Raw genomic sequence first — 15,231 nt, 5'->3', positions numbered from 1 at the left:
CCAAAGGCCTATAAAAAAAAGTGCTTCAACCGAATGAAGCACTTTATTGTTTTGCAATTTTTTGACAATAGTTCAGCGCTCCATTCTTGGTTAAATGACGAGGACGACAAGAATAAGGAAGTGAATGAAGCTGAACATGCTAGTTGCTTTAAATTCTATAATCTTTAATCCAAAATATTTTGGATATGCAATATTAAAACCCTTATCCCACACTTACAATATTTTATTTCACTTTTTAATTTGAATCAAAAATGAATCAAATGCATATTATTTCTTTTTAGAAATTTAAAATTAAGTTTATTTGAAAATACAAATATAATATTTTTAATTTTTTGTAAAATAAGAAATTTCCGAATTTTCTTTTGTTTGCGATTTTGGTCGTTTTTTTCTTGCAATCTTGGTGAATTTCTAACTTTATCCTGCCATTTTTAAAAGTTGTGCAAAGTAGCTATACTGGCATTGTATTCGATAAAGTAACTTGTTTTTAACCCCCAATGATTATTTTTGGGACATAATATAGATAGACCAATTAATGATCACCTTCCCAAACGCTAAAATCAATTTAGGCCTTCATGTCACCAAAAAAAGGGGGGATGGCTATCACGAGATTGAAAGTTGCTTGATCCCCATCCCATTATTTGATGTATTGGAGATGGGCTTGGCCACAAAAGGTAGTTTTACCTGCACAGGAATTCCCATTCCCGGAAGCGGAAAGGAAAACCTCATCCTAAAGGCCTATCAAATACTTAAGAATGATTTCCCTTCTCTGGCAGAACTTCAGATTCACTTACATAAAAACATTCCCATTGGTGCAGGCCTAGGTGGGGGGTCGGCTGATGCTGCTTTTTCCCTCACTCTGATGAATAGCCTATTGGGCCTGAATCTGGAGCCTAGGGTTTTGGAAAAGTATGCAGCTGAATTGGGAAGTGACTGCCCGTTTTTTATTCAAAACAAACCCAAAATTGTGACAGGAAGAGGGGAAATCATGACATCAACCAAACTGAATATGCAGGGAAAATGGATATATTTGGTATATCCTCAGATCCATATCAGCACAAAAGAAGCCTATTCGGGACTGACTCCAAAACTCCCAGAACGAAGAATTGATAAAATCCTCCAAACCCCCGAAAACTGGAAGAAACACTTGATAAATGATTTTGAAGCTTCTCTTTTTAGCAAACACCCGGAATTATCAGAAATCAAGGAAGTTTTTTACCGCAATGGTGCATTTTATGCAGCTATGTCAGGTTCTGGATCTGCGGTTTTTGGGTTATTCGACCACAAGCCTGAACCTATTCCTTTCCCTAATCATTATTTTGAGATTAATGAACCATTGCCCTAAACCTATTGCAAGGTTCTGAGTTGGCGGGATTTCCTTTTTCTTTTTATAAGGTGGAAGACCGGATAAAGACATATGGCCAAAAGGACCAAGGAAGTCCCCAAGTAAAACCCTGAGCTCATTTTTTCCTTTTCTCCAAATATAAGGACGGCAAGAATAATCCCGTAAACTGGCTCTAGGTTAATGGTGAGGTTAACCGCAAAGGCACTGAGTCTTTTCATGATGTCTATGGATATGGATAAAGGCACAATAGTGCAAACCAGCGCAAGGATTATCAACCATAGCCAATCCATTGATGCCGGGCTGAGGTTTAACCCTGCCTCGGTGAGCAAAAGGTCATAAATAGGCATAAAGAGAACGGTAAAAAGGCAGGCACCTACCATTTCATAGAGAGTAATTACATAGGGAGAGTGTTTCTGGGTAAACTTGCCATTGATTACCATAAAACATGCTGCCAAAAATGCCGACCCAATAGCCATGGACAAGCCTAACCAGTAATCAAATTCAAACCTGAAAATTACCAGCAAACCGGCAATTACTATAAGTCCCAAAAATACCTCGTACATCTTGATACTCACTTTTTTGAATAAAGGCTCCAAAAAAGCCGTCCATAATGAACAAGTGGCCATCCCTGCCAAACAAACGGAGGCATTGGAGACTCTGGCTGCCCAGAAAAACAAAATCCAATGTAACCCGATGATAAACCCGGTAAGGAAAATTTTCAGCCCCTGTTCTATGGGCATCCTAAAGCTCCTTCCCTGAAATCGGAATAAAACCACCAAGAAGAGGCTGGCTATAAGGGTACGAAAAAAAACGATTTCTAATGGGGGTATACTTATAAAAAGTCCCAGAATCACCGTGAAACTCCATATCATCACGATGAGATGGAGCATGCCATAATCCTTTGTGGTGGTGGAAATACGCATCGTATGGCTTACCTTGGAACTGTTTTATAAAGCACCAATCCCATGGTTGCAAAAATCAAATTGGGAATCCAAACAGAAAAGACTGGATAAGAGGTACCAGCCTCTGCAAAGGTCCTGGTAAGCAGGAAAAGTATGATATAAACAAAGGCCAGCAAGAAACCCAATGCAATTTTAAAACCAGAACCCCCCCTGGTTTTTTTTGAGCTCACAATAACCCCTATAAAAGTCAAAATGATGGCTGCAAAGGGTGACATGTACCTTACGTATTTTTCTATCTTATAAAAACTGATATTGTCTGCCCCTCTTTCCTCCAAAACCCGGATTTGGTCTGTGAGCTTTGGAAGGGTTAGGGTTTCATGGTGGTTTTTAGGAAGGTCAAAATCATCAGGGGTAATGGATAACACGGTATCCATGGCATCTCCAGTGCTCCACTCCTCATGCATGTCGCGCAGCTCCCGCAATCGCCAGTTTCTCACATTCCAAGCCATCTTCGTGGTGTCCCAAACTATCCTATCTGCCGAAAGCTTTGAAAGCAACTCCCCGTTTTCAATATGTTCAAGTGTGAAGTTATAGCCCGTATTTCCAGAAGTGTAGTACCTAGACAGATAAGCATAGGTTTCGGGAGCTACTTTTATGTGGATATTTTGCTGGTTGAAGTCCCTTTTGTCATCCAGGTGTTTTACCTTAAATTCCGATACTCCTGCTGTGGCCACCGGCAAAATCCAACCATTGAGGAAAAAGCTTACGATGGAAATCAAGAAGGCACTGAACATAAATGGCACCAACATGCGCAAGAAACTTACACCACTGCTCAAAATGGCAATAATTTCAGTCCTCCCGGCCATTTTAGAGGTAATAAAGATGACAGAAATAAATACTGTAATGGGGGTTAGGAGGTTGTTTAGGTATAGCCCATAGTTGAACATATATTTCAATATCTCCGGCGTAGGGACATTGTTCCTAATATAGGCATCATTTTTCTCGGTGAAATCCAATACCAGAACGATCAATATCAACATCAAAACCACAAAAAGGTAGGTTTTGAGAAAATCTTTAATGATCAGTTTGTCAAGTAATTTCATATGTTTATAATTTCTTTTCAGCGGTCATATAGCCTGCCCCGAACTTGTTTCGGTGGACTCGCTTCGGGAGCCTGTCCCTGCCTGCCCCGAACTCGTTTCGGGGAATTTAATTCGGGAGAATCTCGCACACCGATAGCTATCGGGGTATCCCTATGTGGTGCCCTCTCGGCATACTCGATTTAAGGATATTTCCTGGAATAATCCCTCGCTAATTTACGGTACTGTACAGTCAAAGTTGTACCTTTATAACCTTTGGCTTACTTTCTCCACCATTTTTGTCTTCCAGGAGGAAAATTCTCCTTCTTGGATTTTTTGCCGTGCTTCTCCAACTAGCCAAAGGTAGAATGAAAGATTGTGGATGCTGGAGATTTGCGCCCCCAAAATTTCTTTACTGATGGTGAGGTGCCTTAGGTAAGCCTTGGAATAAAACTGGCTGACATGACTAGGAAAACCTTCATCAATAGGAGAGAAATCATCCTTCCACTTTTCATTCCTGATATTGATAATTCCTTCCGAAGTAAAGAGCATGCCGTTTCTCGCATTGCGGGTAGGCATCACACAGTCAAACATATCCACCCCTAAAGCTATCGCTTCCAATATATTGGCTGGAGTGCCTACACCCATGAGGTAACGTGGTTTATCAGCAGGTAGTATGCGGGTAACCCAGGAGGTCATCTCGTACATAATTTCTGCCGGTTCACCTACAGAAAGCCCTCCTATGGCATTTCCATCTCTGCCTTGTTTGGCCACGAAGTTTGCAGAAGCTTCCCTTAAATCTTTATATACACTTCCTTGCACTATGGGAAAGAGGGATTGTTGATAGCCATATCTTCCCTCCATGCTGTCAAACCTATCCTGACATCTCCTTAGCCACCTGTGGGTAAGTTCCATGCTTTTTTTGGCATAATCCCAATCGCAGGGATAGGGCGTACATTCATCAAAGGCCATTATGATGTCAGCACCTATGCTGCGTTGGATATCCATCACGTTTTCTGGGGTGAAATGGTGTTTGGACCCGTCGATATGGGATTTAAACACCACTCCTTCTTCGGAAATCTTCCTGTTTTCCGCTAGGGAAAAAACCTGATATCCACCACTGTCTGTGAGTAAAGGTTTGGACCATCCATTGAATTTATGTAGGCCTCCAGCAGCCTCCAATATTTCAAGCCCCGGTCTGAGGTAGAGGTGATAGGTGTTGCCAAGGATGATTTGTGCCTTCACGTCATAGGTGAGCTCCCTTTGGTGTACAGCCTTCACAGAGCCGGCTGTGCCTACCGGCATAAAAATCGGAGTTTGGATCTCACCATGGTCGGTGAGCAATGTTCCGGTACGGGCATCACTTTTAGGGTCTTTGTGTTGAAGGGTAAACTTCATTGGGGATGTTTTTGAAAAATACGATTTCTTATTTATATATTTAGAGGCACAAAAATAGGGGCAATTAAACAAAACATACTTCGTTTTTGATTTTATCTTTAAGTTATTAGAACCCATGATACTGTTCGATTGGTTGTGGATGATCTTTTTTTTGGCCTTGGCCATACAATTGGTTTATTTACTGTTTGTTTTTGGAAGGCTGGCTTTTTTGTATAAGCCCTCGGAGGATACCTCCGATACAGCCGGTGTAGGCGTAAGTGTGGTAATAGCTGCTCGTAACGAACTGAATAATCTTCAGCAGTTAATCCCGCGTTTGTTCGAACAAGTGTACGACACCTTTGAGGTGATCATCGTAAATGATAGGTCCTCAGATGGAACCGAGGACTTTTTAAGAGAGGCATCCACTAATCATCCTAACCTAAGAGTGGTAAATATCAGGTATCTACCCGACCATGTGACGGCAAAAAAATATGCACTTACCTTGGGAATCAAGGTTGCCAAACATAATGTCATTTTGCTTACTGACGCCGACTGTCTTCCGCTTTCCAAGAATTGGATTAAACGGATGAGCTATCCGGTGAGGATCCTGGAAAAGGATTTTGCTCTGGGGCATGGGTCTTACCAAGTTTTGCCGGGGTTATTGAACAAATTTATCCAATACGAAACCCTGCTGACCGCCCTTTACTACTTTTCCTTTGGGCTTTGGAGGGCACCTTTCATGGGCGTGGGGAGAAACCTCTGCTACAAAAAGGATTTTTTCATGGACAAAAAAGCATTTAAGGACCTTTGGCATATCAATGGCGGTGACGATGACCTTTTCGTGAACAAGTATGCCAACAAGGGAAACACTGCTATGGTTATTCACCCTGAAAGTGTAACTCTATCCATGCCCAAAGAAAATTTCAGGGCTTATTTTGAACAAAAAAAGAGGCACTTTCATGTCGGTAAATATTTCCGGACAAAAGATAAACTCAAATTTGGCGTTTATACCATGAGTCATTTGTTGTTTTGGCTTTCAGGACTTGGAATCATTCTGTACAGCAGGGATTGGGAACCAATTGGCCTGGTACTAGGGTTAATCCTGCTGAGGGCAATTTTGCACTATTCGATCTTTAAAAATGCCAAACTTAAATTGGAAGGTATGGGACAGGTTCTTTGGACCATGTTTTTTGATTTGTTGTATATGGTTTATTTTTGGGTCATAGGAACTAAGGGTTACCTGTCAAAAACAGTTAGATGGAAATAAACGATAGAGGGTTTTCGGATAAAGCATTAGAAGATTTTGAACTTATCGATAGAGCGGTAAAGGAAAAGGATCAGCAAGCCTATGCCACCTTAATGAAAAGGTACAAAAAGGCTGTATATTTTATGATTCTCAAAATGATTAGGGATACCGATGATGCTGAAGACCTTACCATGGAGGCCTTTGCAAAAGCTTTCAGGAATCTGCACAAATTTAAAAAGGACTATACTTTTAGCACTTGGCTATTCCGTATCGCTACCAACAATACCATTGACTTTATCCGTAAGAAAAAGCTGAAGACAATGAGCTTGAATAATACCTTGACGGATGATGGGGGTAATGCCGTAAACATTGACGTGGAGGATGATGACAATAACCCTCAGGATGAGTACATCAAGTCCCAGCGAATTGAGATGGTCCGTATTTTTGTGGATAAGCTTCCTGCAAAATACCGGAAACTGGTGAAATTGCGGTACTTTGATGAGCTTTCTTACGATGAAATCGCAGAACAACTTGAAAAACCATTGGGGACAGTCAAGGCCCAATTGCATAGATCAAGGGAATTGCTCTATGAAATAGCCCAAGGTAAAAATAAGCATATTTGATTTTTATGGATGTACTTGAGCAGGTATCCCACTATTTCCCCAATTTGTCAGGAGAACAAAAATCTCAGTTTGAGCTATTGGAACCCCTGTATCAAGATTGGAATGCCAAAATCAACCTTATCAGCCGAAAGGACATGGACCATTTTAACACCCACCATGTCCTGCATTCTCTTGGGATAGCTAAAGTGGTGGAATTTCCCGCGGGCACAAAGGTTCTGGATATTGGCACTGGGGGTGGTTTTCCAGGAATACCTCTGGCCATCCTTTTCCCGGATGTACAATTCCATTTGGTGGATTCCATTGGTAAAAAAATTCAGGTAGTAAAGGATGTGGTAAAGCAACTTAAACTTTCCAATGTAGAGGCACAGCAGATCAGGGCTGAAGCCTTAAACCGAAAATACCATTTCGTAGTGAGCAGGGCCGTAACCCAAATGGAGAAGTTCATGCCATGGGTGAAAGGAAAGTTCAAAAAGGAAGATGTTTTGGATATTCCAAATGGCATTTTCTATTTGAAAGGGGGAGATATTGACGAGGAAATGGAAAGTCTAAATATATCCTATGTAAGTTATCATTTGGAAGATTACTTCCAAGATGCTTATTTTGAGACCAAAAAAGTAATTTATATCCCCTGCGAGGGAAAAAGATAATTACAAAACAGTGATTAGAAAACACGCTAACATATTGCTTTTCATTTTTTTGACACACTTCGCAATTGTAGGTAATGCGCAATCTCCTTTCACAGCTCCTGATTCCTTGTTGACCATACAGCAGGGGGTGGCGAGTTATTATGCCGAGCAATTTCACAATAGACCCACTGCCAGTGGGGAAATTTATGACATGATGGAGTTTACGGCTGCTCATAAGCACCTCCCTTTTGGCACGCTGCTGAAAGTCACCAACCTCAATAACGGATATCAGGCCATAGTGCGCATCAACGATAGGTTGCCGAAAAGCTCAACCCGTATCATTGATCTTTCGAAAGGGATAGCCGAACACCTGGAAATGGTGCAGGATGGGATCGTAGAGGTAACCTTGGAGGTACTCACTCACCAGACCATTGCCTGGCTAAAGGACCATTACGAGGAGACTCCCCCGGATTTAAGACTGAGGTTATATTATGACCTTCCAAAGCCACCTCAAAGGCAAGAGTCCGCTTTGTTTGAGCTGGGTTTTTAACTTGTTTTTTTATCCCTTTTCGGGTTTTTTGGTAAAAAATGTTCCAGATAATGTTTTTTATTTGCCCCTTTGCCTACGAAATAGAAGCGAAATTGCTGTTAATTGTTTAAATTACAGGCTTATTTGATTCCGTTTAGCATATATAAAATGAAATCGAACATGACGAGCACGTCAGACGGGGGAATGAATAAGATTGCGAGATTCTCCCGAAACGAGTTCGGGGCAGGCTATATGACCGCTGAAAAGTAATTATAAGCACATGAATAAAACTTACTTACTACTATTCCTTTTTGGGATTGCGCTAGGACACAATGTTTTGGCTCAGAAGGACGAAAGAAGACATGGAGAGCGATTCGAGCAGTTGGGTCCCATGTTACGATCTCCAAATGTGTACCGGACTGCTGCCGGCGCTCCCGGTCATTTGTATTGGCAACAAAAAGCAGATTATGAAATCGAGGTGACCTTGGATGACGATAATCAGTCCATCACCGGAACTGAAAAGGTCACATATTACAATAATTCCCCGGATGTGCTGGACTACCTCTGGATACAGCTAGATCAAAACCAGAGGGACAAGGATTCTGAGACGCCTAAGATGGCTCCCAGCAATATAGATTCCACCATGTCCCTATCTGCCTTGCAACGCATCATGTGGCACGAGGAAGACTACGGGGTCAAAATTTATACGGTAAATGATTCCCAAGGCAACCCCATCGCCAATACCATTAATCAGACCATGATGCGGCTGGACCTGGAGGAGCCTTTGCAACCCGGTGAAAGTTTTAGCTTTCAAATCGATTGGGGATTTAACATCCATGATAGGATGAGCTTCATAGGAGGCAGACCGGGCTATGAGTTTTTTGAAGAAGATGGGAATTACCTATATACCATGGCAGAGTGGTTTCCCAGGATGGCCGTGTATTCCGATTTTGAGGGATGGCAAAATAAGCAGTTTGTGGGCACGGGTGAATTTGCCTTGGTTTTTGGGGATTACAAGGTCAGCATTACCGTTCCGGCGGATCATATGGTGGGTGCCACAGGAGTTTTGCAAAATCCCGAGGCAGTATTGAGCAATACGGAGCTGGAGCGGTGGGGAAAGGCTAAAACCAGTTTTGATGCGCCTGTAATCATCCGCACGCAGGCCGAAGCTGAGCGGCTAGAACGCAGAAGGGCAAGCGACACTAAAACCTGGGAGTTCCATGCCGAAAACGTTAGGGATTTTGCCTGGACCTCTTCCAGGAAGTTTATTTGGGATGCCATGGCCGTTGACGTCGGGGGCAAAGAGGTAATGGCCATGTCCTATTACGCCAAAGAGGCCAACCCGCTTTGGGAACAGTATTCTACCAAGGTCGTGGCCCATACCCTCAAATCCTATTCGGAGAAGACCTTCGATTACCCTTATCCCGTGGCCATTTCTGTGGAGGCCACCAACGGGATGGAATATCCCATGATCTGTTTCAATTATGGCAGGCCGGATAAGGATGGCACCTACTCGGAGGCCATTAAATACGGGATGATTTCGGTGATCATTCATGAGGTGGGGCATAATTTCTTCCCCATGATCGTCAATTCCGATGAGAGACAGTGGACCTGGATGGACGAGGGGTTAAATACCTTTCTTCAGTTTTTGGCCGAGCAGGAGTGGGACAGGGATTATCCCTCTAGAAGAGGACCCCCGCATAAAATCGTTCCTTACATGAAGATGGAGCAGAAATACCTGGAACCCATCATGACCAATTCGGAGAATATAGTTTCCCTGGGAGGCAATGCCTATGCGAAGGCTGCCACCGCTTTGAATATTCTCAGGGAGACGGTCATGGGTAGAGATCTGTTTGACTATGCCTTTAAGAAATATTCCCAACGTTGGAAATTCAAACACCCCACCCCTGAGGATTTCTTCAGGACCATGGAGGATGCCTCGGCGGTGGATCTGGATTGGTTTTGGCGGGGTTGGTTTTACGGGACCGAAACAGTGGATATTTCCCTTGCGGACGTGAAATGGTATAAAATAGACGACAGAAACCCAGCAGCCGTGCAGCAAAGGAAAAAAGAAGCCCATGATAGGGAATGGTCTTTTTTGACCAAGGAGAGAAATAGACAAGACGTGCCCACTACTGTGGTGGAAGAGGACCCTGAAACCAGGGACTTCTATACCACCTATGACCGGTTTAGGGTGGGCCCGGGTGAGGAGAGTCAATACAGGGCATTTTTAAATAGCCTGAATGAAAAAGAAAGGGAAATGCTGGAAAGTGGGATGAATTTTTATGAAATCACTTTAGAGAACCTGGGCGGGCTGGTCATGCCGGTGATTCTCCAATTCAATTATGTGGACGGGACTTCGGATGTGGAAAGGTTGCCAGCACAGATTTGGAGATTGGATGAATATGAGGTGACCAAGGTATTTGCCAAAGAAAAAGAGGTGGCTGAAATTATCCTCGATCCCTTTAGGGAAACAGCCGATGTGGACGAGGAGAACAACTATTGGCCTCAAAGAGCAATCCCCTCCCGTTTCGAATTATTTAAACAGCAATCCGCCCCAAGGGGAACCTCCCGTGGTCCAAACCCTATGCGGGATGCCAGGAACAGGAGGTAATAGGGGAGGATAGTTTGGAAAAATAATGGGTATCCTTTTACCTGGAGCAGGCGCTTCTCTTGAAGGATGGATATTCCCTACATAGTTTCCCCTTATTCGGAAGAGTTATCGTCTTTTTTTTCCTTATTTTGGAAATAAAACTATTTATAGTTTTTCTTTTGTTTAAAATTCACTAAATTTTTAGTCTCAATCAGCTCCTATCCCTATGAGACACAATACCTTTGCCCTCTTGATATGCCTCCTTTGGGCTTGCGGGGGAGGAAATAATTCTGAGCAAGGCGCCTTGGTCAGAATCTCCTACCAACTTGATACCGTGATGGTAAATCCGGGTCAGGAAATTCTTTTTTTAAATAGCAGACTATATTCCTCCTTGTTATCCGAGGATAAAAGATACCTGTATAACTTTAACAGAAATGAGTTTGCCTTCGAAAAGATCGACTTGGATGAATTGGCTTTTAAAGAGATGTTGCCGTTTTCCAAGGAGGGGCCTGATGGAGTGGGTGAGTATTTCATGTCTTTGTTACTTTTGGATGACGCACATTTGCTTATTTCCGGATATGATCAGGACAATATCTGTAGCTGGGATGGAAAGAGAACCAAGCATTTTTCATTTAGGAAAGTAGGAGCTGGTGATAAAGACGCCATCAAAGACGGGGAAAGTTTCTATTCTCCTTCCATTTTACCCGATCAACCGGAGATTTTTTACGGAATAGTGAATTCCTGGCAGGAAAAAACCAACCAATTAATGGTACTGGACCTGGAACACGATAAGGCAATAAGAATGGATGTCCCCATATTGGAAAAACTGTCAGCTTATGATATAGAGTTTAATGATGGTCAAGTAGGGGCAGGAATTGGTTCCACCAAATTCGTAATCTACTGTGGCGGAAGGATTTTGCTTGGGGGGAATGCTACCAGTCAGCTTTATGAAGTTGATCCTACAACCTTTGAATGGTTTTCTCATGACTATGAACCGGAGATAGTGCCAAAGGAGAAAGTGGGGAAGTATGAAAACAAGGTGTCGGACAAGAAACTGTTTGAGTCGATCTATAAAAAATCAGGAGAGGAAATCAGCTATCTTTCCCTTGTTTGGGATGAAGTGAATGAGCGCTATTACCGGTTTTCTCAACTGTTGGTTTTTGAGGAAGGGCCGACGAAGGAAGACGAGTTTTTGCCCCAACCTATTGGAAGTAAGGTGTTTTTGTGTGTCTATGATAAGGAACTGAAGTTGATCGCCGAGAGCTTAATTCCGGAATTGAACCAACCCTTATACAATAAATACTTTGCCAAGGACGGCAAGATCTGGATATTTGAGAACGTGGAGGACGAAATGGGCTTTATTCAAATGGAAATTACCTCCCTTTGATTCGAATACCTCTAAATGGGGCTGTGCAGGTTGTGACTGCGACGTGCGCTACCTTGCAGGCCTACCTTTACTTACTTAGTGAAAATTCGTGTATCAGTGGCATACCTCATTGCGTAAAACTTTTTCACGCAAAGGACGCAACGGGTGCGCAACGAACGCCACGTGGACGGACTGTCTATACATATTCGTGAAAATTAGTGTATCTGTGGCATTCATCCACCCTAGCTGACTTCTTTGAGCCCGTGACTTAAACATAATATGCTCAGTAATCAACAACTTATAACCTGTAATCCCAAATAAGCTTCCAATGGATGGAAGTCCCTATCGTGGTGCAATAAATGGATACGGTTCTCTAAACAAAAAGTGGCTATAATGACATCTATAGTCTTTCTGACAGTTATCCCCTTTTTCCTTAGCATTCGATAGTTTTCGGCAGCAATCATCGAAAGATCTTTATTGCAGAGATTAAAAAAAGGCAGTTCGAGAAAGATGTTTCTTGCTTTTTGAAAATGGGTGTCATTATGAAATCCTTGCAGCACTTCCACCATGATCAAATCTCCTGTCACTATCATCTCATTGCCTAAAAGTTCATTTAATTTATCTGCTGGAGGACTATCCACTCCGTTGAAAAAATCAATCCAAACAGATGAATCGACCAGGATCATTGGTCTAGTCGCATTTGTTCCAAATTACCCTCCCATTTTAATTCACCCCGGAGGCTTTTGATCTTCTCTTGGTGTTTTAAGGTGATGATTAATTTTAGCCCAGCTTCCACAGCGGCCTTTTTTGTTTTCAACCCTGAAACTTTCATGGCCTCCCTTATCAACTTCTCGTCAATCTCAATATTGGTCCTCATAATGTGTACCTTTTCAATAAATATACACAATATTTTTTTAGTTATTCAATTCTATCTATTTATGTTTTTCTTTTTAAAGGTCAGAGCAAGCCTCTATCCAAAGGTCGGCGCCTTTCAGGCTGAGAAAGTAGCTAGTCACAATTTTCCTTCGGAAGGAACTCACATGTTGGCAGTCATCCCTCCGGTGAGGGATCCGTCAAGCTCAATCCCTCAAGAAACATTTTTTAAGGCGCTTGGAAATCCATTTTATCTTTTAGGTTCTTATCGTTGAAAAAAACATGTTTGCCGCTTTTCCTGCCCAAAGGCCTCTAATGAAACAAATGCGATAATTACGGTGGACAAATAGTAAAACATCTTTCTCATAGCTATTGTATTTTGGGTTTACGTTTATTCTATACAAAAAAAAATTACCCACACCCCAATAAAAAAAGAAAGTAACGTTTCTTCATAAACCAAGTATTTAGTTATCAATAGTGTTGATTTCAGTTATGACAAAAGGATGGCCTGCGGTATCTTCGATAACCATGCCATCAAACAATTCCAATACATACCCGCTAAACTCTACCTGTAGCCCTATTTCTTTAAACTCTCCCTCAAGATTGCAGGGAACCAAGGTATTCATAGATTGGTTTGGAGACAAAGGGGTTACATCATGGATAACATACCTATCATGATATTCCACTGTACCCACTATGTTTTCTACTTTGTCTATTATTTTTTTGTCCGAGTGTTCCGGACAGAGAAGGGCAACCCTATTTGCATCATCTCTGTCCGCATCGTCGTCCGAGCAACCTGGTATTAACATCGCTGTCAGGAAAACCCATAGCATTGATTTTATCATAGCTTTTTAATTTTAGTTAAAAAAATTGTTTTCTTAATCTTCGGTTTCATCAGAAAAAGAAAGACAGGGGCCTATTGTTTTTTGAATGGTGGTTATGCCTTTTATAACATTTTGTACCTCTGGCCTTTAACTTGACTTTTCCACAACCTCTGTATAAACCATACGAAAGAATGGAAAAAAGTGCTACTGAACAATTTAATTTTTATTGAAAAATTATTAATTAATTTCTTTTATTAAAAATATTATAAAAAATAATCTCTAAAATATAGATTTAACAAGGATAAATTTAGATAAATCCGGTTATTCATAAATGGTGAAACCCGAAATACACCTAATAAATACCTGGTAATTCTCAATCACTTGAATAAAAAAACGCGAGATTATAAAACAAAACTGGGAAACGTGGAGGAATTTGACTACGACGATCAAGGCCGCCTGGTGGAGAAAAGACTATATGACCCCAATTTTCGGTTTAGCCCAAGAGGCAGGATTACCTATGAATACTACTAAAGGACAACTATCCCGTTAAATTCTTAGCCTTATTTTTGGTCCACATATAAAATGATTTTTTATTCTTGATAAAGTGTCCGCAGTAACTTGTCTGCCAAATTAAGGTGACAGTTCTGGAATCATTTAGGGTAGCCTCTATGTTATTGTCAGCTATTTATTTCAATCTCACTACCATCTCCGCCACTCTTCTTCCCAAGCCTTCGGCTTTATTCAAAAATAGTGGATCGATCTCCTTATCCGCATAATCACCCTCCCCGGTAATTGCCGAGGCACCAAATGCAGCCTCTGGTTCCTCTCCGCCCAAGACCACCATCCCGTGCACCAGCATGGCACGGATCATGCCAAACATCACTGATTCCTCCCCAATGGAAAACCCTCCTCCCGTGACAAATACCGCACCGATTTTATCTTTCAAGGGTCTGCCGTCGAAGGGCCAGTCATTGATAAATTCTTGTACCTGAGGGGCAATATTGGCATTGTACACCGGGGAACCCAAGATGATGGCGGAAGCATTCAGAACTTCTTCCCCACTGACCTCGGAGATGGGTTTAATGGTGTAGATGACATTTTCCACCTTTTCCACTCCCATAGCAACAGCCTCTGCCATGGCCTTGGTCTTGCCCGACCCGGAGTAATAGGTAATAAGGATGCTGGGCATATCCTGCGCAAAAGCACCTCCGCTTATGAGGAGGACGAACAAAAAAAGCAAAGTATTCCTGAAACCTTTATGCCCCATTTAAATTAAGATTCGTTTTTACCATCTTTGATCAAACTTCTTATCTCAAAATGATTCTTATCCATCTTGGGCCAGTCACTTCCCACAAACCCATAGGCAACTTGCATCAGGTGAAGAAAGAGGTTCCTTTTTTCTACTTCCGAAAGGCTTCTGTAATGTTCTTGATGGTTCGCTGCTTCCTCGAAACGTTGAATAGAAAAAGCTTTTTTGTCTAGTTTCATCATTTAATGGTCTTACGCTTTAGCAATATAGGAATAAAATAAGTTCCTACCCATTAGTCCTCCGTGGCAAAAAAACTAGCCACTAATGCACGAATTTTCACGAAAGGTGTGGATGTGGCCATAGTACGGTTGTTGATTTTGGTGGACAGGAGAGTAAGAAAAACCTTCGTGCCCATTCGTGCATCCGTGGCAAAGAGAAATTAGCCACGGATGCACTAATTTTCACGAAGGAGGCGGTAGTGGCCACCGAATGGGTTGTTTGATAGTGGTGCGCCGGAGCGTAAAATAAATATTCCTGCCCATCCCTGGCAAACATCCCCGTGGCGGGCTAGGCGGGAAATGGTTCTCGCCACGGGCGCAACG

17 protein-coding genes are annotated in these 15,231 nt (G+C 42.1%); 9 read left to right on the top strand and 8 right to left on the bottom strand.

Annotated elements, in window-relative coordinates:
• The first annotated feature begins 532 nt into the window (after window positions 1–532).
• Window positions 533–1,342, top strand: coding sequence for a 4-(cytidine 5'-diphospho)-2-C-methyl-D-erythritol kinase (gene ispE / locus DB520_RS23665; protein WP_114752265.1), 810 nt, complete (start codon window positions 533–535; stop codon window positions 1,340–1,342).
• 2 nt (window positions 1,343–1,344) lie between these two features.
• On the opposite strand, the gene DB520_RS23660 is transcribed toward ispE, so the two are convergent.
• From DB520_RS23660 to tgt, 3 genes are all read right to left on the bottom strand, one after another.
• Entirely contained in the window at window positions 1,345–2,265 is a 921-nt protein-coding gene (locus DB520_RS23660; RefSeq protein ID WP_114752264.1) for a DMT family transporter, read from the bottom strand.
• An 8-nt stretch (window positions 2,266–2,273) separates the two neighbouring features.
• Window positions 2,274–3,347: an LptF/LptG family permease gene (locus tag DB520_RS23655; RefSeq protein ID WP_114752263.1), complete on the bottom strand. Its 1,074-nt coding sequence runs from the start codon at window positions 3,345–3,347 to the stop codon at window positions 2,274–2,276.
• A 243-nt stretch (window positions 3,348–3,590) separates the two neighbouring features.
• Window positions 3,591–4,721 carry a tRNA guanosine(34) transglycosylase Tgt gene (gene tgt, locus DB520_RS23650; protein ID WP_114752262.1) on the bottom strand — a complete coding sequence of 377 codons (1,131 nt, stop codon included), beginning with the start codon at window positions 4,719–4,721 and terminating at the stop codon, window positions 3,591–3,593.
• 115 nt (window positions 4,722–4,836) lie between these two features.
• Here tgt and DB520_RS23645 point away from each other — a divergent pair, with 115 nt between their 5' ends.
• The 6 genes from DB520_RS23645 to DB520_RS23620 all read left to right on the top strand — a co-directional run bounded on the left by DB520_RS23645 (window position 4,837) and on the right by DB520_RS23620 (window position 11,704).
• Window positions 4,837–5,967: a glycosyltransferase gene (locus DB520_RS23645; RefSeq protein WP_198675438.1), complete on the top strand. Its 1,131-nt coding sequence runs from the start codon at window positions 4,837–4,839 to the stop codon at window positions 5,965–5,967.
• The gene (locus DB520_RS23640; RefSeq protein ID WP_114752261.1) at window positions 5,958–6,569 is read left to right on the top strand and encodes an RNA polymerase sigma factor; all 612 of its coding nucleotides are present in this window, start codon (window positions 5,958–5,960) and stop codon (window positions 6,567–6,569) included. Before DB520_RS23645 ends, DB520_RS23640 begins: the two co-directional genes overlap by 10 nt.
• A 5-nt stretch (window positions 6,570–6,574) precedes the next feature.
• Window positions 6,575–7,216, top strand: coding sequence for a 16S rRNA (guanine(527)-N(7))-methyltransferase RsmG (gene rsmG / locus DB520_RS23635; protein ID WP_114752260.1), 642 nt, complete (start codon window positions 6,575–6,577; stop codon window positions 7,214–7,216).
• 10 nt (window positions 7,217–7,226) lie between these two features.
• Complete coding sequence (locus DB520_RS23630) at window positions 7,227–7,745, top strand: septal ring lytic transglycosylase RlpA family protein (RefSeq protein ID WP_232835129.1); 519 nt, start codon at window positions 7,227–7,229, stop codon at window positions 7,743–7,745.
• A gap of 259 nt (window positions 7,746–8,004) precedes the next feature.
• Window positions 8,005–10,338: a M1 family metallopeptidase gene (locus DB520_RS23625; RefSeq protein ID WP_114752259.1), complete on the top strand. Its 2,334-nt coding sequence runs from the start codon at window positions 8,005–8,007 to the stop codon at window positions 10,336–10,338.
• A 205-nt stretch (window positions 10,339–10,543) separates the two neighbouring features.
• Window positions 10,544–11,704, top strand: coding sequence for a DUF4221 family protein (locus DB520_RS23620; protein WP_114752258.1), 1,161 nt, complete (start codon window positions 10,544–10,546; stop codon window positions 11,702–11,704).
• Between the two features lie 269 nt (window positions 11,705–11,973).
• Here the strand turns inward: DB520_RS23620 and vapC are convergent, their stop codons facing one another.
• The 3 genes from vapC to DB520_RS23600 all read right to left on the bottom strand — a co-directional run bounded on the left by vapC (window position 11,974) and on the right by DB520_RS23600 (window position 13,401).
• Window positions 11,974–12,369, bottom strand: a complete 396-nt coding sequence (gene vapC, locus DB520_RS23615; protein WP_114752257.1) for a type II toxin-antitoxin system VapC family toxin — start codon at window positions 12,367–12,369, stop codon at window positions 11,974–11,976.
• On the bottom strand, window positions 12,366–12,560 hold the full coding sequence (locus DB520_RS23610; RefSeq protein ID WP_114752256.1) for a type II toxin-antitoxin system VapB family antitoxin: 195 nt from the start codon (window positions 12,558–12,560) through the stop codon (window positions 12,366–12,368). The genes vapC and DB520_RS23610 overlap by 4 nt, the downstream gene beginning before the upstream one ends.
• Window positions 12,561–13,020: 460 nt before the next feature.
• Window positions 13,021–13,401, bottom strand: coding sequence for a hypothetical protein (locus DB520_RS23600; RefSeq protein WP_157972221.1), 381 nt, complete (start codon window positions 13,399–13,401; stop codon window positions 13,021–13,023).
• 360 nt (window positions 13,402–13,761) lie between these two features.
• Between DB520_RS23600 and DB520_RS23595 the strand changes: the two genes are divergently transcribed.
• Window positions 13,762–13,911, top strand: coding sequence for a hypothetical protein (locus tag DB520_RS23595; RefSeq protein ID WP_157972220.1), 150 nt, complete (start codon window positions 13,762–13,764; stop codon window positions 13,909–13,911).
• Window positions 13,912–14,065: 154 nt separating this feature from the next.
• Here the strand turns inward: DB520_RS23595 and DB520_RS23590 are convergent, their stop codons facing one another.
• Window positions 14,066–14,647, bottom strand: a complete 582-nt coding sequence (locus DB520_RS23590; RefSeq protein WP_114752252.1) for a flavodoxin family protein — start codon at window positions 14,645–14,647, stop codon at window positions 14,066–14,068.
• Window positions 14,648–14,652: 5 nt separating this feature from the next.
• Complete coding sequence (locus tag DB520_RS23585; RefSeq protein ID WP_114752251.1) at window positions 14,653–14,871, bottom strand: hypothetical protein; 219 nt, start codon at window positions 14,869–14,871, stop codon at window positions 14,653–14,655.
• A gap of 60 nt (window positions 14,872–14,931) precedes the next feature.
• Between DB520_RS23585 and DB520_RS26845 the strand changes: the two genes are divergently transcribed.
• Complete coding sequence (locus tag DB520_RS26845) at window positions 14,932–15,072, top strand: hypothetical protein (protein WP_157972219.1); 141 nt, start codon at window positions 14,932–14,934, stop codon at window positions 15,070–15,072.
• Window positions 15,073–15,231 lie beyond the last annotated feature (159 nt).

Source organism: Pleomorphovibrio marinus, from assembly GCF_003347495.1.
Lineage (GTDB): Bacteria > Bacteroidota > Bacteroidia > Cytophagales > Cyclobacteriaceae > Pleomorphovibrio > Pleomorphovibrio marinus.
This window is presented reverse-complemented; position numbering and strand designations above follow the sequence as displayed.